At 66.4% G+C, this 15,618-nt stretch carries 21 protein-coding genes and 1 tRNA gene; 11 read left to right on the top strand and 11 right to left on the bottom strand.

Annotated features, from left to right (window positions below; translation table 11 throughout):
• Window positions 1-211: 211 nt before the first annotated feature.
• The 4 genes from DL238_RS06890 to DL238_RS06875 form a co-directional block, all read right to left on the bottom strand.
• On the bottom strand, window positions 212-766 hold the full coding sequence (locus DL238_RS06890; RefSeq protein WP_115491584.1) for a hypothetical protein: 555 nt from the start codon (window positions 764-766) through the stop codon (window positions 212-214).
• A gap of 28 nt (window positions 767-794) precedes the next feature.
• Window positions 795-1,334, bottom strand: coding sequence for a single-stranded DNA-binding protein (ssb, locus tag DL238_RS06885; RefSeq protein WP_115491583.1), 540 nt, complete (start codon window positions 1,332-1,334; stop codon window positions 795-797).
• A 126-nt stretch (window positions 1,335-1,460) separates the two neighbouring features.
• Complete coding sequence (locus tag DL238_RS06880; RefSeq protein ID WP_115491582.1) at window positions 1,461-2,138, bottom strand: COQ9 family protein; 678 nt, start codon at window positions 2,136-2,138, stop codon at window positions 1,461-1,463.
• An 18-nt stretch (window positions 2,139-2,156) separates the two neighbouring features.
• Complete coding sequence (locus DL238_RS06875) at window positions 2,157-2,780, bottom strand: ankyrin repeat domain-containing protein (RefSeq protein WP_234030998.1); 624 nt, start codon at window positions 2,778-2,780, stop codon at window positions 2,157-2,159.
• Between the two features lie 85 nt (window positions 2,781-2,865).
• Here DL238_RS06875 and DL238_RS06870 point away from each other — a divergent pair, with 85 nt between their 5' ends.
• The 7 genes from DL238_RS06870 to DL238_RS06840 all read left to right on the top strand — a co-directional run bounded on the left by DL238_RS06870 (window position 2,866) and on the right by DL238_RS06840 (window position 7,263).
• Window positions 2,866-3,465, top strand: coding sequence for an SCO family protein (locus tag DL238_RS06870; protein ID WP_115491580.1), 600 nt, complete (start codon window positions 2,866-2,868; stop codon window positions 3,463-3,465).
• Window positions 3,453-3,893 carry a YcgN family cysteine cluster protein gene (locus DL238_RS06865; protein WP_115491579.1) on the top strand — a complete coding sequence of 147 codons (441 nt, stop codon included), beginning with the start codon at window positions 3,453-3,455 and terminating at the stop codon, window positions 3,891-3,893. The genes DL238_RS06870 and DL238_RS06865 overlap by 13 nt, the downstream gene beginning before the upstream one ends.
• Window positions 3,890-4,609: a M48 family metallopeptidase gene (locus DL238_RS06860; RefSeq protein ID WP_115491578.1), complete on the top strand. Its 720-nt coding sequence runs from the start codon at window positions 3,890-3,892 to the stop codon at window positions 4,607-4,609. The genes DL238_RS06865 and DL238_RS06860 overlap by 4 nt, the downstream gene beginning before the upstream one ends.
• Before the next feature lie 68 nt (window positions 4,610-4,677).
• Window positions 4,678-5,169 (top strand): hypothetical protein, encoded by a 492-nt coding sequence (locus DL238_RS06855; protein ID WP_234030997.1) that lies wholly within the window; start codon window positions 4,678-4,680, stop codon window positions 5,167-5,169.
• On the top strand, window positions 5,150-6,127 hold the full coding sequence (gene ribD / locus DL238_RS06850; RefSeq protein ID WP_234030996.1) for a bifunctional diaminohydroxyphosphoribosylaminopyrimidine deaminase/5-amino-6-(5-phosphoribosylamino)uracil reductase RibD: 978 nt from the start codon (window positions 5,150-5,152) through the stop codon (window positions 6,125-6,127). Before DL238_RS06855 ends, ribD begins: the two co-directional genes overlap by 20 nt.
• Before the next feature lies 1 nt (window position 6,128).
• Window positions 6,129-6,746 carry a riboflavin synthase gene (locus tag DL238_RS06845; protein WP_115491577.1) on the top strand — a complete coding sequence of 206 codons (618 nt, stop codon included), beginning with the start codon at window positions 6,129-6,131 and terminating at the stop codon, window positions 6,744-6,746.
• Between the two features lie 16 nt (window positions 6,747-6,762).
• Complete coding sequence (locus tag DL238_RS06840) at window positions 6,763-7,263, top strand: hypothetical protein (protein ID WP_115491576.1); 501 nt, start codon at window positions 6,763-6,765, stop codon at window positions 7,261-7,263.
• A gap of 137 nt (window positions 7,264-7,400) precedes the next feature.
• Here the strand turns inward: DL238_RS06840 and map are convergent, their stop codons facing one another.
• The 3 genes from map to DL238_RS06825 form a co-directional block, all read right to left on the bottom strand.
• Entirely contained in the window at window positions 7,401-8,168 is a 768-nt protein-coding gene (gene map / locus DL238_RS06835) for a type I methionyl aminopeptidase (protein WP_115491575.1), read from the bottom strand.
• Window position 8,169: 1 nt separating this feature from the next.
• Window positions 8,170-8,385, bottom strand: a complete 216-nt coding sequence (locus tag DL238_RS06830; RefSeq protein WP_115491574.1) for a ParD-like family protein — start codon at window positions 8,383-8,385, stop codon at window positions 8,170-8,172.
• A 103-nt stretch (window positions 8,386-8,488) separates the two neighbouring features.
• Entirely contained in the window at window positions 8,489-8,965 is a 477-nt protein-coding gene (locus DL238_RS06825) for a MarR family winged helix-turn-helix transcriptional regulator (protein ID WP_115491573.1), read from the bottom strand.
• 130 nt (window positions 8,966-9,095) lie between these two features.
• On the opposite strand from DL238_RS06825, the gene DL238_RS06820 reads away from it, so the two are divergent.
• Window positions 9,096-9,548, top strand: a complete 453-nt coding sequence (locus DL238_RS06820; protein ID WP_115491572.1) for a hypothetical protein — start codon at window positions 9,096-9,098, stop codon at window positions 9,546-9,548.
• A 6-nt stretch (window positions 9,549-9,554) separates the two neighbouring features.
• Here the strand turns inward: DL238_RS06820 and DL238_RS06815 are convergent, their stop codons facing one another.
• From DL238_RS06815 to DL238_RS06805, 3 genes are all read right to left on the bottom strand, one after another.
• The gene (locus tag DL238_RS06815; protein ID WP_115491571.1) at window positions 9,555-10,133 is read right to left on the bottom strand and encodes a GNAT family N-acetyltransferase; all 579 of its coding nucleotides are present in this window, start codon (window positions 10,131-10,133) and stop codon (window positions 9,555-9,557) included.
• Window positions 10,120-11,298, bottom strand: a complete 1,179-nt coding sequence (locus DL238_RS06810) for an amino acid aminotransferase (protein ID WP_115491570.1) — start codon at window positions 11,296-11,298, stop codon at window positions 10,120-10,122. The genes DL238_RS06815 and DL238_RS06810 overlap by 14 nt, the downstream gene beginning before the upstream one ends.
• Window positions 11,299-11,369: 71 nt before the next feature.
• A complete protein-coding gene (locus DL238_RS06805) occupies window positions 11,370-12,215 on the bottom strand; it encodes a DUF1134 domain-containing protein (protein WP_115491569.1) in 846 nt (281 codons plus the stop codon).
• Window positions 12,216-12,439: 224 nt separating this feature from the next.
• On the opposite strand from DL238_RS06805, the gene DL238_RS06800 reads away from it, so the two are divergent.
• A tRNA-Ser gene (locus tag DL238_RS06800) sits at window positions 12,440-12,531 on the top strand.
• A 125-nt stretch (window positions 12,532-12,656) separates the two neighbouring features.
• Entirely contained in the window at window positions 12,657-13,421 is a 765-nt protein-coding gene (locus DL238_RS06795) for a Stf0 family sulfotransferase (RefSeq protein ID WP_115491568.1), read from the top strand.
• A gap of 17 nt (window positions 13,422-13,438) precedes the next feature.
• Here DL238_RS06795 and DL238_RS06790 read toward each other — a convergent pair whose 3' ends face one another.
• Window positions 13,439-14,386 (bottom strand): ROK family protein, encoded by a 948-nt coding sequence (locus tag DL238_RS06790; RefSeq protein WP_234030995.1) that lies wholly within the window; start codon window positions 14,384-14,386, stop codon window positions 13,439-13,441.
• A gap of 51 nt (window positions 14,387-14,437) precedes the next feature.
• On the opposite strand from DL238_RS06790, the gene DL238_RS06785 reads away from it, so the two are divergent.
• Window positions 14,438-15,613, top strand: a complete 1,176-nt coding sequence (locus DL238_RS06785) for a Gfo/Idh/MocA family protein (protein ID WP_199798038.1) — start codon at window positions 14,438-14,440, stop codon at window positions 15,611-15,613.
• The last annotated feature ends 5 nt before the right edge of the window (window positions 15,614-15,618 follow it).

Raw genomic sequence — 15,618 nt, 5'->3', positions numbered from 1 at the left:
GACGGAGACGACGCGGCGGCAGGCGAGCGCGTGTGCCCCCCACCGCCACTTTAGCGCTGTCCTACATCAACGCCCCGCAGCATGATCGCGCGGCTCTTTGAATCCGTCGATCAGCCACTAGAGATGCCCTTTGCGGAAAGACGTCTTTTTTGCCTCTGGACACTGTGTCAGGTGTGTCAAGGCATTGCCTCGAGACGCACTCTGCATCGATTCATCCAAAGGTTAGCCAGTCGAGAAGCTCCCGAGCTTCGGGAGGCGGACCGGTGCTGCAACCCATCGCCATCGGATGGGAAAGCTTGAATTCGGGTCTCACGAAAGCAAACGCGAGATCCTCCGAGTAATCGAGCGTGCCTTCATCATCGAGCGTGATGATCGACAGGCCATCATTTCTGGCGAATTTTCTGTCCTCCACGGTCATAATCAGACCCTTTGGGTGGAGCGAATCGTCGAGGAAGACCGAACCACGCACTGGCGCAGTGATCGACTTTCCGTCGATTTTGTACCTCGCCGTTCCTTCGAAATTGAAGAGCGTGTCTTCGAATGGATCCGAGAGATCGCCCTCCAGTCGGAGCGAATGCAAGGGCGCGCTGTATTCGCCAAGTCGGATCGGAGCCTGATCCGCACGCGCTTCGAAGATGCAATCGAGACTGGCAACGGCCGGATAGTCGTCAACCCATGGTTGCGTGAAGGCCAGATAGCCAACAACGATGCCGAGGGGTGCGATGAGCTTGATCGCACCTGTTGCCAGTCCCTTGAACCCTGTCATCGATCCCCCTCAGACTATGGCTAGAGACCTAGAACGGAATGTCGTCTTCCAGATCGTCGTAATTGGCACCGCCGCCCGAGCCACCGCCCGAACCGCTACCGCCCTGGTCCCAGCCGCCGCCCTGGTCGCTGCCGCCACCCGAGCCGCCGCCATAGCCGCCTCCGCCGCTGCGCTGGCCGCCGCCGTAGCCGCCACCACCACCACCGCCGCCGCCTTGCGCGCCGTCGAGCATGGTCAGCGTGCCGTCGAAGCCGCGCAGCACCACTTCGGTGCTGTAGCGGTCCTGCCCGTTCTGGTCCTGCCACTTGCGGGTCTGCAGCTTGCCTTCGATGTAGACCTTGCTGCCCTTCTTGAGGAACCGCTCGACCACGCTGACGAGACCTTCGGAGAAGATCGCGACCGTGTGCCACTCGGTCCGCTCCTGCCGCTCGCCCGTGTTGCGGTCCTTCCAGGTCTCGCTGGTTGCGATGCGCAGGTTGGCGACCTTGCCGCCGTTCTGGAAGCTGCGGATCTCGGGATCTGCACCGAGATTGCCGATCAGCATGACCTTGTTGAGGCTGCCCGCCATAGAATCACGTACCTTTCTTGCTTGGCTTCGTCTTGCGTTGGCCAAGGCCTATCGGATGGCGCCGACGCGTTCCAGTGGGTGCTTCCCGCAAGGCTGTGAAAAGCGGCGCCGTCCCGCACGCCGGCGCTACTTCGCGGGGTAGCGCAGCCGCCCGAGAAAGCGTGCGGGGCTGAAGCTTTCGCGCGTGGTGCCCTTGGGGCCGCCGCCCAGCAGCTGCGCCTTGGCCTTTTCGAACTGCATCACGTTGTCGATCCGCCGGTCGAGAAAGGCTTTCGTCTCTTCCTTGCCGATCGTCTCGTCATCGAGCCAGACCAGCAGGGTCGAGCCATAGACCGAAGAGAGGATCGCGCGCTTGGTATAGTGATTGTAATCGGTCGCGGTGTCGCCCGCGAGCCGCCACATCAGGTCCGCGCTCGCCCACGCGCCGCGCAGCGATTCGGGCACGTTGCGCGGGGCCGCACCGATCGCGAGCGCCCGGCGCAGCGCCTCTTCCTGGCCCGCAACCGCATCGAGCCGGTAGAGCACGAGATCGCGGATCCGGTCGCGGACCTTGCGGGTCGCGAGCACGTCCTTGGGCAGGTCGCGCGCCATCGCGGCATCGATCGCTTCGATCCAGGCGGAGACCATGACCATCGGCCCGCCCTTGAACGCCAGCCGCGCGAGCGCCGGGTCGGCGCCCTCCATCTCCGCCGCGGCGTTGAGCGCGGTCTCGGTCCACCCGTCGAAAATGGCGGAGTCCGCGATCGCGGGCGCGAGCGCGATCCGCAATTCGTCGAGCGTCAGGTCTGCGGAATTGTCGATCATGGCTCTCTCGCTGGCGGCCTAGAGGCTCGGTCCGTAGTCTTCGCTTGCCGTTCCGTCGCGCGCATCGTCGGCTTCGGTAAAGGCTTCGGACATCCGGCGCTCGTTCAGAAGGGCGACGTAATCGCGCGCGGAGCGCCCCGAATTGTCGGTCCGGTCGGGGTTCGCGCCATTGGCGAGCAAAATGCGCACCAGCGCGACGTCGCGGCGATGGACGGCCGAAATCAGCGGCGTTTCGCCGGTGCTCGACAGCGGATCGACCCGCGCCCCGATTTCGAGCAGCGCGGTCACGCCTTCGACATGGCCGAGCCGGGTGGAGATCATCAGCGGGGTCACGCCTTGCTTGTTGGCAAGGTTGGGATTGGCGCCATTGGCGCCGAGAAACTTGATCCATGCAGGATCCCGGCGCTCCGCAACGACGTGCAGCGCGGTATCGCCGCTGGTCAGATCGCGCGTGTTGATCAGCGAATCCCCGCCGGGCTGCTCGACCATGTCGGTCACGACCGTGCCATCGCGGTCGCGCACCGCTTCGAGGAAGACGTACCCTTCGCGCTTGCCCCCGACTTGCGCCGATGCGACGCTGGCGATAGCGGCCGTCGAAAGGATGGCCATACGCGCCCAGTTGCGGATAAACGGCTGCGACACCTTAAACACTCCTGCTAGGACCCCACATTCTGCTGATCGGAGCCCCTTCCCCAAAAGCCGTTAGCAGACGCTGAACCGGAATTCCATGACCGCGCCACATCACCTCACGCCCTTTGTCGCATCGCTCGCCCTCGCGCTCGCCGCCTGTTCGTCGGGCTCGGAGCCTGCCGGTCCGCCGCCGCTCGAGGGCGCGGATATCGGCGGCGATTTCACCCTGACCGGCGAAGATGGCGAGGATGTGAGCTTCGGCGATTTCGACGGGCAGTATCGCACGGTCTATTTCGGCTACACCTTCTGCCCCGATGTCTGCCCGGTCGACGTCCAGCGCGCGATGGCGGGGCTCAAGCGGTTCGAGGAGAGCGACCCGGAACGCGCGGCGAAGATCCAGCCGCTGTTCGTCAGCGTCGATCCGCAGCGCGACACGCCCGAAGTGCTACGCGAGTTCACCAATGCCTTCCACCCCCGCCTGATCGGAATGACCGGCACCAAGGAACAGCTCGACGAAGTGGTGGCAGACTTTGGCGGCACCTACAGCATCGGCGAGGAGAGCGAGGCCGGCGGCTACCTCGTCGACCATACCCGTTTCACCTTCCTCTTCGGCCCCGATGGGGAGCCGATCGCCATCCTCCCGGTCGATGAAAGCGCCGAAGCGGTGGCTGCGGAGCTCGACCGATGGGTGCGCTGAGGGAGCGTTTCTGGGAACGTCCGCTCGACGAACTCAACCGGGAGGAATGGGAAGCGCTGTGCGACGGATGCGGGCGCTGCTGCCTGCACAAGCTGGAGGAGGAGGAGACCGGCGAAATCTCCGAAACCAATGTCGCCTGCCGCCTGCTCGACTGCTCGACCGCGCGCTGCCGCGACTATGCCAACCGCAAGAGCTACGTGCCCGACTGCCTGCAACTGACGCCCTCGCTGGCGGGCAAGCTGCCGTGGCTGCCCGACACCTGCGCCTATCGCAGGCGGGCGGAGGGGCGTCGGCTGCCGCGCTGGCACTACCTGCTCACCGGATCGCGCGAGGATGTGCACCTCGCGGGCGCCGGCGCGGCAGGCCGCGTCGTGTCGGAGATCGATGCCGGGCCGATCGAACACCATATCGTCGAGTGGGACGCATGATCGACTGGCTGCGTGAACCGGCCGATCCGGTCGTCGCGCTGGCCGATGGCGAATTGCCGCTGACGATCCGCCGCCATCCGCGCGCCACCCGCATGACCTTGCGCCTGAGCGAGGATGGCCAGAGCGCGCGGGTCACGCTGCCGCGCTGGGGGACGACGCGCGAGGCGGTGCGCTTCGCGCAGTCGCGCAGCGCGTGGCTCGCGGCGCAGCGCGCGAAGCGACCCGCGCGCGCCGAGCCGCAACCGGGCGGGAGGCTGGCCTACAGGGGCCGCGATCTGACGATCGACTGGAGCGCGGATCGCCCGCGGCGGATCGCGATGCATGGCGACACCTTCATCCTCGGTGGCCCGCGCGAGAGCCTCACCCCGCGCATCAAGCGGTGGATGCAGGCCGAGGCGCGTGTGCTCTTCGCAGACGACCTCGCCTGCTATGCCGCGCGTGCGCAGCTGCCGACGCCCGACTTCGCGCTCAGCAGCGCGCGGCGGCGCTGGGGGAGCTGCTCGTCGAACGGAACCGTAAGGCTCAACTGGCGGCTGGTGCAGGCCCCCGACGCCGTGCGCCGATCGGTCGTCGCGCACGAGACCGCGCACCGCGTGCATTTCGACCATTCGCCGCGCTTCCATGCCCTTCTCGCCGAACTGTTCGAGGGCGAGCTGGTGGAGGCCGAAGCCTGGCTCAAGGCGAACGGCCCGCGCCTTTTCAGCGCCTTCGGCTGACGCTCCCTTTCTGCCCCGTCCCAAGATCGGCACTGGCGGGTGCGGGCGAGAGCGCTTATGTTGCGACCATGCGCATCAGCCCGAAATACGACGTCGCCGGGGGTCTTGGCGATCTCTGGACCGAGATCAGGCGCCCCCAGCCCTATCGCATCCCGATCATCCTCGCCTCCTGCGCCTTCCCCGCGTTCTTCCTGTATTTCTTCGCGCAGGAGCGGGTGATCGTGCCCCCCAAGCCGCCCGAAGTGGTCTACATCACCACCTTCGCGCCGGACCGGACCGACGCGGAAATCGTCGCCTCGAACATCGCCAATCAGGAGCGCAAGGAAGCGCGCCAGCGGTTGCTGGATGCGCGGATCGAGAAGCGGCGCGAGATGTACCGCGCGCTGGGCAAGGCGACCGGCATCGATACCGACAAGATGGAAGCGGAGATCGCGGAGCAACTCGCTCGCGAAGAGGCCATAAAGCAGGCCCAGCTCGAAAAGGCGCGCGCCGCCGCAGCGCAGGAAGATACTCAGGCAGAGCAGACATCCGGCGGATCGGTTGACGACGCCGGAGAGTGATGCGCGCTGGCTGGCGGCGGCGGCGCGGCTCGCGTTGCGCGCGCGCCCGGCGAGCCATCCGAACCCCTCGGTCGGCTGTCTGATCGTCAGCCATGGCCGCGTGGTCGGGCGCGGCTGGACCCAGCCCGGCGGGCGGCCGCATGCCGAAGCGATGGCGCTGGCCGAAGCAGGCGACGCGGCGCGCGGTGCCGACGTCTACGCCACTCTCGAACCATGTGCGCACAAGTCCTCGCGCGGGCCCGCCTGCGCCGATCTGCTGGCTGAGGCGGCTCCTGCACGGGTCGCCATCGGCGCGCAGGACCCCGACCCGCGCACTTGCGGACAGGGGATCGAGCGGCTGCGCGATGCGGGTATCGAAGCGCACATCCTGGATTGCTCCCGGACCGAGGCGAGCCTCGCGGGGTACATGACGCGCGCACGGCTGGGGCGGCCGCACGTCACGCTCAAGCTCGCGACCTCGCTCGACGGACGCATCGCACTTCCCGATGGCAGCAGCCGCTGGATCACCGGCGAGGCCGCGCGCGCGCATGTCCATTCCCGCCGCGCGCTCGCCGATGCGATTCTCGTCGGCGGCGGCACATGGCGCGGCGACCGTCCCCGCCTGGACGTGCGCCTGCCGGGCCTCGAGGTGCGCAGTCCGCAACGCTGGGTCCTCACCTCGCAACCGGTCGAAGACGCTTTCGCGATCGCAGGCCCCGCCGACATCGCGCGCATCCCGGCGCACTACCTCTACGTCGAGGGCGGCGCGCAGACCGCTGCGAGCTTCCTCGAGGCCGATCTCGTCGACCGGCTCGAGATCTACCGCGCGCCGATCATCGTCGGCTCCGGCCTTCCCGCCATCGCGGACATCGGCCTCACCGAGCTTGCGCAGGCCCATGATCGCTGGCAGCCGGTCGAACGCCGCGCCCTGGGGCCGGATACGTACGAAGCGTTCGAGCGGACGCGGCAAGGAGACTGACATGTTCACCGGGATCATCACCGCCATCGGCACCATCGCGCAGGCCGAACAGCGCGGCGACCTGCGGGTGCGGATCACCTGCCCTTACGACCCCGCGAGCATCGCCATCGGCGCATCGATCGCCTGTTCGGGCGTGTGCCTGACCGTCGTCGATCGCGGCGGCGAGGCGGGCGACGCATGGTTCGCGGTCGACGTGTCGGCCGAAACCGTCGCGCGCTCGGCAAAGGGCCAGTGGCAGGAGGGCGCGCGGCTCAACCTCGAACGCTCGCTCAAGGTCGGCGACGAGCTGGGCGGCCATATCGTCACCGGTCATGTCGATTGCGCGGGCGAGGTCGTCTCGGCGGGCGAGGATGGAGGATCGACCCGGCTGGTGATCCGCGTTCCCGCCGACTACGCGCCCTTCATCGCACCCAAGGGATCGATCACGGTCGACGGTGTGTCGCTGACGGTCAACGCGGTCGACGATCTGTCGGACGGCGGCTGCACCTTCACCCTCAACATCATCCCGCATACCGGCGAAGTGACGACGCTCGGCACGCTGAAGGCCGGCGATGCCGTCAATCTCGAGATCGACGTTCTCGCGCGCTACCTCAAGCGGATGCAGGCGCTGATGGGCTGATGGGGAGAGGGCTACGATGATCGCTTACGGCATGCTTGTGGTGCTGGCGCTGTTCATGCGCTTCGGACCGGACATCCCTTTCCGGCGAATGCTCAACACGCATCTGGTCGAGCGACCTCTCGAAATCCTGCTGGCGCACAGGCGGCACCAGTACATCTTCTGGATCATCGCGCCCTTCGTGCTGCTGCTCGGTGGGGAGGCGACTCTGATCCTGGGCCCCGAGCTGATGCTGGGCGCTGCCGCCGATATGGCGCTCTATATCGACGTCGTGGTGGTCGCGGCAGCCTCCGCTTCGTGGAGCCGCGCGCGCTCGGTACTGGCGCGCTGGAAGCCCCGTTTCGGGCGAAGGCCTGCCGACCGGCGCATCCTGAGCCAGCGCAGGGCCACCGGCGCGACCTCCCGCGCCAAACGCACGCAGCGCGCACCGGCGGCCCTCACCAAGGCGAACGACGACGATGCCGAGCGACCCGATGCGCAATTCGTCGCGGTGGTTCGCCCCTTCGCAATGGCGGCCTGACACACCTGACACACTGTCCTGGAGGAGAAATCTTCCCGGTTCGCAGGCGGCGCATTTCAGGCGAATTGCACGGTTTGAAAGAGCCGGGCGCAACCTATCGATAAAGGCTGCGTGTAGGACAGCTGCAAACGCTGCAATCAGGCGAGCGCCCTCTCGCCCTGCCTCAGCGTCAGAACTTCCACACCGTCGGCCGTCACTGCCACCGTATGTTCGAACTGGGCGGAGAGTTTTCCGTCCCTGGTCACCACCGTCCACCCGTCATCGCGGGTGACGGTCTTCGCGCGGCCCAGGTTGACCATCGGCTCGATCGTGAAGGTCATCCCTTCTCGCAACCGTAACCCCCGGCCCGGCCGCCCGTGGTTGAGCACCTGCGGCTCCTCGTGCATTTCTCGCCCGATGCCGTGGCCGCAATATTCGCGCACGACGGTGCAGTTGTTCGCCTTGGCGCGCTTCTCGATCGCGTAGCCGATATCGCCCAGATGCGCACCGGGCCGGACCGCGCGGATGCCCGCCCACATGGCCTCCTGCGCGATGCGCGCAATGCGCCTGCCCTGTGGCGAGACGTCGCCGACGAGGTACGTCTTGCTCGAGTCGGCGATGTACCCGTCTTTCTCCAGCGTGATGTCGAGGTTGATGATGTCGCCATCGCGCACGATCACCTCGTCGGACGGCACGCCGTGGCACACGACTTCGTTGATCGAGCAGTTGAGCACGTATTCGTAGCCGTACTGCCCCTTGCTGGCGGGGCGGGCCGAGAGATCGTCGCGGATGAACCGCTCGACCAGGTCGTTGATCTGCATGGTCGACATGCCTGCCAGGTCGAGCCTGTCGAGCATTTCAAACACCGAGGCGAGCAAACGCCCGGACGCGCGCATCAGCGCCAGTTCTTCGGAGGTCTTGACCATGTCAGGCGGCGGCGCGGGTGTCGCTGGCGCCTTCAGTCTCGGTGGCGAGAGCAAGCTCCCGCTTCACGATATCGTTGAAAGACAGCGTCGGATTGGCTTCGGCTAGCCGCCCGATCTTCATCCAGAACTCGGCCTGCGCGTTGATCGAACGGCACATGACCGCACTCGCCATGCGGACCTGCTCGTGAAGTTCATCGTCGATCTTGACCAGACCAATTGCTCAACCTTTATGCAAATCAGATATGAAACGTATATAGATCGGCTATTCGCACTGTCCAGCGAGACTGGTGGGCGGCACCGGTTGAGCTGCCGGCGCCCCCTTAGGCTTGCCGCGTGCCCTCACCCACCGGGCCGGCCCCATCCCCATCCCGAACGTCGAATGTCCGGATGACCTTGGTCATCAGGTGCACGAACTGGTCGCGCTCTTCGGGAGAGAGGCCGGACAGCGCCGCAGCGTTCACCGCCTCCGCCGCCGCAATTGCGGGGCCACGCAAGCTTGTGCCCAGATCGGTCAGCCAGATCTCCTGCACCCGGCCATCGGCCTTGCTGCGGTGCCTGGCGATCAGACCGTCACGCTGCATCCGTGCCAGCGTGTTGGCCATGGTCGCCTGCTCCACCCCGATCCGGCGGACCAGTTCGGTCTGTGTGAGCCCGTCCTCCTCCCACAGCTGGACCATCACCGGGAACACGCCGGTCGAAAGCCCGATGGGCTTGATCTTCGCCTGCAAGCCAGCCGCAAAGCGGCGCGCGAGGTCGTTCACCAGATAGCCGGCAGAGCTGTCTTTCGAGAAGGTCATGTCGCTTGCGATAGATCGACACAGCTCGTCATGCAAATACATAGCTTGCTACTTATTATCTCGATAGCTAGCTATGTATCCACCACGGCAACGACCCGCGCCGTGCGCCAGCAAGCAATGGAGACCCATCATGTCGAAACTCGTCCATCCCATCGCCGGCACCCTTGCGACATTGCTCGTCGCAAGCTTCTGGCTGTCGACCGTGCTGGTGGAAGCCTTCGGCACGCACGCGCAGATCATAGCCGTCAAACTGGCGATACCGTGGGGCTTCCTGCTGCTCGTCCCCGCCCTGGCTGCCACCGGCGGCACCGGGCTGATCCGCTCGCGCGGACATCGCGGCGGCCTTGTGGGGCGCAAGCTGCGGCGCATGCCGATCATCGCTGCGAACGGCGTGCTGGTGCTGATCCCGTCGGCGCTGTTCCTCGCGTGGAAGGCGAGCGCGGGCGCGTTCGACACGGCGTTCTACGCGGTGCAGGCGGTGGAACTGATCGCGGGTGCGGTGAATGTCACGCTGCTGTCGCTGAACATGCGCGACGGGCTGCGCATGACGCGGCGCCTGCCGATGTCCGCGCGCAGCCGCTGACCGCGTCTAGGCGCCTTGGGCGAGCGGCCCGTGCGCGAAATCCTCGCGCGTGATGGCATAGACGATATGCAGCACGCGCTTGCCGCGATGTTTGGAAAGCTCGGTCCGCCGCGTCTGGGTCGCCCCGATCTTTTCCAGCGCGATCCGGCTGCGCCAGTTCGCCTCGCCCACCCGGAAATCGACCCGTTCGACACTGCGAAGCGCATGGCCGACCATCAGCCGCTTGACCTCATGGTTCGCACCTTTGCCCCAATAGTTTCGGGAGAGGAACGTCCACCCGATCTCAACCGAGCTTTGCTCTTCCTCGTCCTCGTCGGGACTTTTCAGCGCCTGGAATCGCGACGAGCCGATGATCTCGCCCTTGTGCTTGTCGATGATCGCCAGCGCGCCGCCCCTGGCCAGCGCATCGTCGAAGAACGCGCGAAACACGTCCGCTTGCCAGCGATCGGTCATGGGGTGCTGTTCCCATACCGCCGGGTCGGACGCGACGGCATAGAGCGCGTCCCAGTCGTCCGCAGCCAGTGGCCTCAACACGAACCGATCCCCTTCGAGGACGGGTTGCCGGTTCAGGTCAGCCCGCGACATCCGCCAGTGCGGCGATGAAGGTGTCGATGTTGCCCTTGGTCAGACCGGCGATGTTGATCCGGCCCGAACCCGCCATGTAGACCGCGTGATCCTCGCGCAGCCTGACGATCTGCGCCTTGTCGAGCGGCAGCATCGCGAACAGGCCGTTCTGCTCTTCGAGGTGGGCGAGCGGCACGCTGTCGACTTTCTTGTCCGCGCCCGCCAGGTGCGAACGGACCCAGCGCAGGCGCTTGCGCATGCCATCGAGTTCGGCGAGCCACTGCTCGCGCAGTTCCTCGTCGCGCAGGATGATCCGCACCGCGGCGCCGCCGTGATCGGGCGGCATCGACCAGTTCGCGCGCGCAAGCGCGGCCGCGTTGGCCATTGCCGCACTCATCTGTGCGGGCTCGTCCACCTTGATGTAGAACGCTCCCACGCGGTCGCGGTAGAGGCCGAAGTTCTTGTCGCAGCTATAGGCGATCAGCGCGTAGGGCACCTTGGCGAGGACGCTGCGCAGGCCGCCTGCATCTTCTTCCATCCCTTCGCCGAGGCCCTGATAGGCGCTGTCGATGATCGGCAGCACGGGGCTGTCGGCGAGCGCGTCGGCCAGCGCTTCCCATTGTTCGGGCGTGTAATCGATGCCCGTAGGATTGTGGCAGCAGGCGTGAATCAGAACCGCATCGCCCGCCTTCCCCTGGCGGATCACGTCCAGCAGCGATTCGAGATCAGCGCTGCCGTCTTCGCTGGCGTGCGAGAAGGTGACGGCTTTCAGGCCGACATCCTCGATGATCGGGATATGGTTGGGCCAGCTGGGCGTGCCGACATGCACGCGGGTGACGCCCGCGCGCTCTGCCAGTGCGATCGCGAGCCGCACGGCGCCGGTTCCGCCCGGCGTCTGCAGACCGTCGATCCGGCCGCCCATGCTCGCATCGGCGCCGAAGATGATCGGCATCAGCGCATGGACAAAGCCGCGATCGCCCTCGGGCCCTAGATAGCTCTTGCTGTCCTGTTCATCCAGAAGGCGCTGCTCGGCCGCCTTGACCGCCTCGAACACGGGCGTGTCGCCGTCATCTGTGCGGTAGACGCCGACGCCGAGGTCGATCTTCTGCTCCCGCTCGTCCGCGGCGAATTGGGCGATCAGCGCGAGGAGCGCGTCGGGCGGTGTGTCTTGCAGGCGATCGAGCATGGACGCCCCATGCTATCGCACGCGCGCCATCGCAACCGATATTATTGCCGAATACCCTGCCGTGACCGCGCCTAGAAAGGCAACCAGCGGTGTTCCTTGGAAAACTTCATGTAGCCCGCATTGATACCGAGCCGCAGGCCCGCGCCCATCCGGATCGGGATCAACACGGTGTCGCCCTTGCGCAGGTAGCTCGCGGTCAGCCCACCGATGAGATAGGCCTGACCCTCACCCGCAGGAAAGCGTTCGTATAATTGTTCGGTGTCGAACAGGTTGTAGACCAGCACAAAGGTCTTGCCCCCGTTCGCGCCCACGTCGAAGCCGATCGAAGGCCCCGTCCAGTAGACCGGGCGCTGCCCCTCGACCTTGTGGTAGAGCGTGCCCGAACCGTAGCGTGCGCCCACGATGAAGGCTCCGCTCGCCTCGCGGCCCACGATATAGCCGTTGGGCGTGCCCTGGTCCGCCAGGATCCGCTCGATCATCCGCGCGATCCCTTCGGCGTTCTCGCCGAAAAAGCCCTGCGCCGCGCCGATCAGGTCGTCGTCCTGCCATGTGCCCGGAGGCGCTGCGGTGGAAGCGATCGCTTCGCTCGCCGCCTGGCCTTGCGGCGAGGCGGCCGTCGTGGCGGAAGGAGCGGCGGCACCCTGATAACCGGCGGCAGTGTCCGCCTCGCTGTCGGGCGACATATCGGTCCAGGTCGATACCTGCGATTCCGGCTGAGGGGCCGGGGTCGCGCCCCGCTCGCCGTAGATCGACGGTTCGCCGGGGTTTTCCTCGATATCGCCATCGATCTGCCCCGCCTCGATCGTGCGTGTCGGGTCGACCGTTTCGATTGGCTGCGCGGCAAGCGGCGCGGCGGCCATGCCGAAAATCGCGGCGCACAGCGCTGCGATGTGGCGGATGCTGACAGTGCGGGCCATGAACCGCGCTCCTTCGCGTGTGACTGAGTTCTAAGTCTCCGCATTTAGACTGAGTCGCCTGAACCTCGCGCATCAAGGAGCAAGGCGGCGAGCCGAATCGAAAACGCGCCGAAACGAGTCGCGCGCCGGGAACTCGCGTTCGTTTGCGCTGCACCCTTGTGCCACCCTGCCGTGCTGGTTATAGCGCGCCGCTCGCGTGCCATCCGGTGGACGGGCACGTGTGCGGAGACGTGGGTGAGTGGCTGAAACCAGCTCCCTGCTAAGGAGCCATACCTCTATCGGGGTATCGAGGGTTCGAATCCCTCCGTCTCCGCCATTCTTTCGATCTCGCGGCAGATCGCTTCCTACGATTTTCCAATTGGGCAAACGGGACGCGCGGGGGAGGCACCGCGTGGAGACAGGGCGACCGATGAGGCTCGCGGCAACGGCCAAGGTGGATCGATGAGCGGGCCGCCCGCAGATATGCTTACCGGGTACGAGGAGCGCTTCGACTGGCCCGCGTTCTGCGGCGAGCCTCGGCCCTACATGCTCGCGAGCGTGCCGCGCTCGGGCAGCACTTATCTGAGCCATCTGCTGTGGGAAACGGGGTGCCTCGGTGCCCCCCTCGAATATCTCAATTTCGAGCCGACGGGGCCGTTCGGAGCCGTCCATGGCTCGCCCCGCGCCCAGATCGAGCTGTGGGACCGGGTGGTGCGGTACCGCACCTCTCCCAATGGCATTTTCGGCCTCAAGGCCTTTCCGCTCCAGATGGAGCAGCTGGGTCGCAGCAACCCTGCCCTGCTTGGTCAGGCCATGCGCCTCTTCCTCGCAGGCGGCGCGGCCAGCCGCGTCGTCCAGCTGCGCCGGCGCGACACGACCGCGCACGCCATCTCGCTCGCCAGGGCAAGCCTCTCCGGCATCTGGCGGCAGGAGCAGGAAGAGGGTGGGCGAGCCGAGCCGAGCTATTCCGCCGCCATGGTAGAGCGCGCGAAGCGCGAACTCGCGGCGCAGGAAAATGCGTGGGCGCAGATGTATCGCGAGTTGTCGATCACCCCGCTCGTCGTCTGGTACGAGGATGTCGTGGACGCGCCCGAAGATGCGGTCGCTGCGATGGCGGACTATTTGGGCGTCTCGCTCGATCCCTCGGCGCGGGTCGACGTGCCGCCGATCCGGCGCCAGGCCCAGGCCGGCGCGCGGGAATGGAAGCGGCAACACTCCGCTAGCTAGATGGCGATTCCCCCCGGCTAGCTCCGATCCGTCCGCAAAGCTTCATCGGCCAGCAGCAGCGCACCCACGATGCCCGAATCCTGGCCCAGCAAAGGCGCCTCGATCCAGCGTTCCGCTCCGCGAGGGAGATAGCCCTGGTCCAGAATCCGCACGAACTCGCGAACGCGATCGAGCAGGCCGACCGTCCCCATCACCCCTCCGCCGAGCACGATCCCGTCGACCGCGGCAATCGAGAACAGCGCTTTGCAAAGCTGGGCGACATAATGGGCGATGATCTTGGATGCGTCGGGGTCGTCCAACTCGTTCAGCGGAGCCCCCCAGCGCGCCAGGATTGCCGGGCCGCTGGCCAGCCCTTCCAGACAATCGCCGTGATATGGGCAGCTGCCGTCGAATTCCCGGTCCTCCGGATGGCGCGCGACGCGGATATGGCCGACCTCCGGGTGCGTCGCGCCGCCGAGAATCCGCCCGGCACTCACGATCCCGCCGCCGATCCCGGTGCCCACGGTAACATAGGCCAGCGCCTGCGCGGGATCTGCGCGACGCGCGCGCCATTCGGCGATCGCGGCGGCGTTGACATCGGTATCGAAGCCGACCGGGCACCCCAGCTCGCGCCGGAAATATCCCGCATGATCGCAGCCCCGCCAGCCCGGTTTGGGGGTGGAGGTGATGTGACCCCAGGTGTCCGACACGGGGTCCAGATCGACCGGCCCGAAACTCCCGATTCCGAGAGCCGAGACTTCTCCTCGCGCGCCGAACCATGCCCCCGCCTGCGCGAGCGTCGTCTCGGGATCGCGGGTCGGGATTATATGGCGATCGAGCACTGTTCCGTCGCGCAGGCCCGTCGCCAGAACGAACTTGGTGCCCCCCGCCTCGATCCCGCCGATCAGGGCGTCACCCTCTACACGCTCACCGTCGATTTCACCCTCCCCCGGAAGAATGGTTGCGCTACCATTGTGTATGGCCAAGCGGTTAGACCATCGTCATAGTCGGGCAAACAAGGATCGGGGACAGGAATCGTGAAAGAGAGCAAGGACACTGCGGGTTCGACCCGTCGTCAGGCAATCAAGCTCGGCGTGGGCGCGGCCGCTGCGATGGCTTCGACCAGAGCCATCGCGCAGGAGGCCGAGGGGCAACCGCTGCTGGGCAATCCGGACCTTCCGCAGCCCGCAGGCCAGCGGATGCGGTGGGCGATCGTCGGCCTGGGCACATTCGGCGTCGGCCAGGTCATCCCCGGCTTCGATGGGGCGCGGCATTCGCGCATCACCGCCTTCGTCTCGGGCAATCCTGAAAAAGCACGCGAACTGGGCGAGCGCTACGGCGTGTCGCGGCTCTACAACTACGACAACTTCGATCGGATCGCCGACGACGACGAGATCGATTGCGTCTACAACGTACTCCCGGTCGGCCTCCACGCCGAATACACGATCCGCGCGCTCGACGCGGGCAAGCACGTGCTGTGCGAAAAGCCGATGGCCTCGACCAGCGCCGAGTGCGAGGCGATGATCGCGGCGGCGAAGCGCAACAACCGCACGCTGGGCGTCGCCTACCGCGTCCATTTCGAGCCGAACAATGTGCACGTGCTGGATCGTGTGCGAAACGGCGACCTCGGCGCGATGCGCTTCATCTCCGCCGATCACGGCTTCAACGCCAATCCCGACTTCCCGCCGCACAAGTGGCGGCTGGACAAGGTGCTGGGCGGTGGCGGATCGATGTACGATATCGGCGTCTACGGCCTCAACACCTCGCTGATGATGCTGCCGGACGACACGCCCGTCGCCGTCTCGGCCTATGATTCGACGCCCGCGGGCGATCCGCGGTTCACCGAGGTGGAGGGCGCGCTCGACTGGCGGGTGCGCATGGCGAGCGGGATTACGGTGCAGGGCTCCTCGTCCTATTGCTGGAACCCCTACGTCTCGCGCCAGCGCTATTTCGGCAGCGACGGCTCGATCGAGATGAACCCCGCGACGACCTATTACGACAACCGCATCAACGCCGAGATCGGCGGCGCGGCGCGCGCCTACACCGCGGGCAACGCCGCCAGCCAGTTCGCCGCGCAGGTCGACGGATTCTCGCAGGCCGCGCGCAAGGGCGAGGCGCATCGCACGCCGGGCGAGATGGGCCTGCGCGACATCCGCCTGATCGAGGCGATGTACGCCAGTGCCGCTGCGGGCGGGCAGATCGTCGAGGTCTGATCCCG

This window comes from Alteriqipengyuania lutimaris, from assembly GCF_003363135.1.
GTDB lineage: Bacteria > Pseudomonadota > Alphaproteobacteria > Sphingomonadales > Sphingomonadaceae > Alteriqipengyuania > Alteriqipengyuania lutimaris.
Note: the sequence above shows the minus strand (reverse complement) of the source record. Positions and strands in the feature narration are given on the sequence as shown.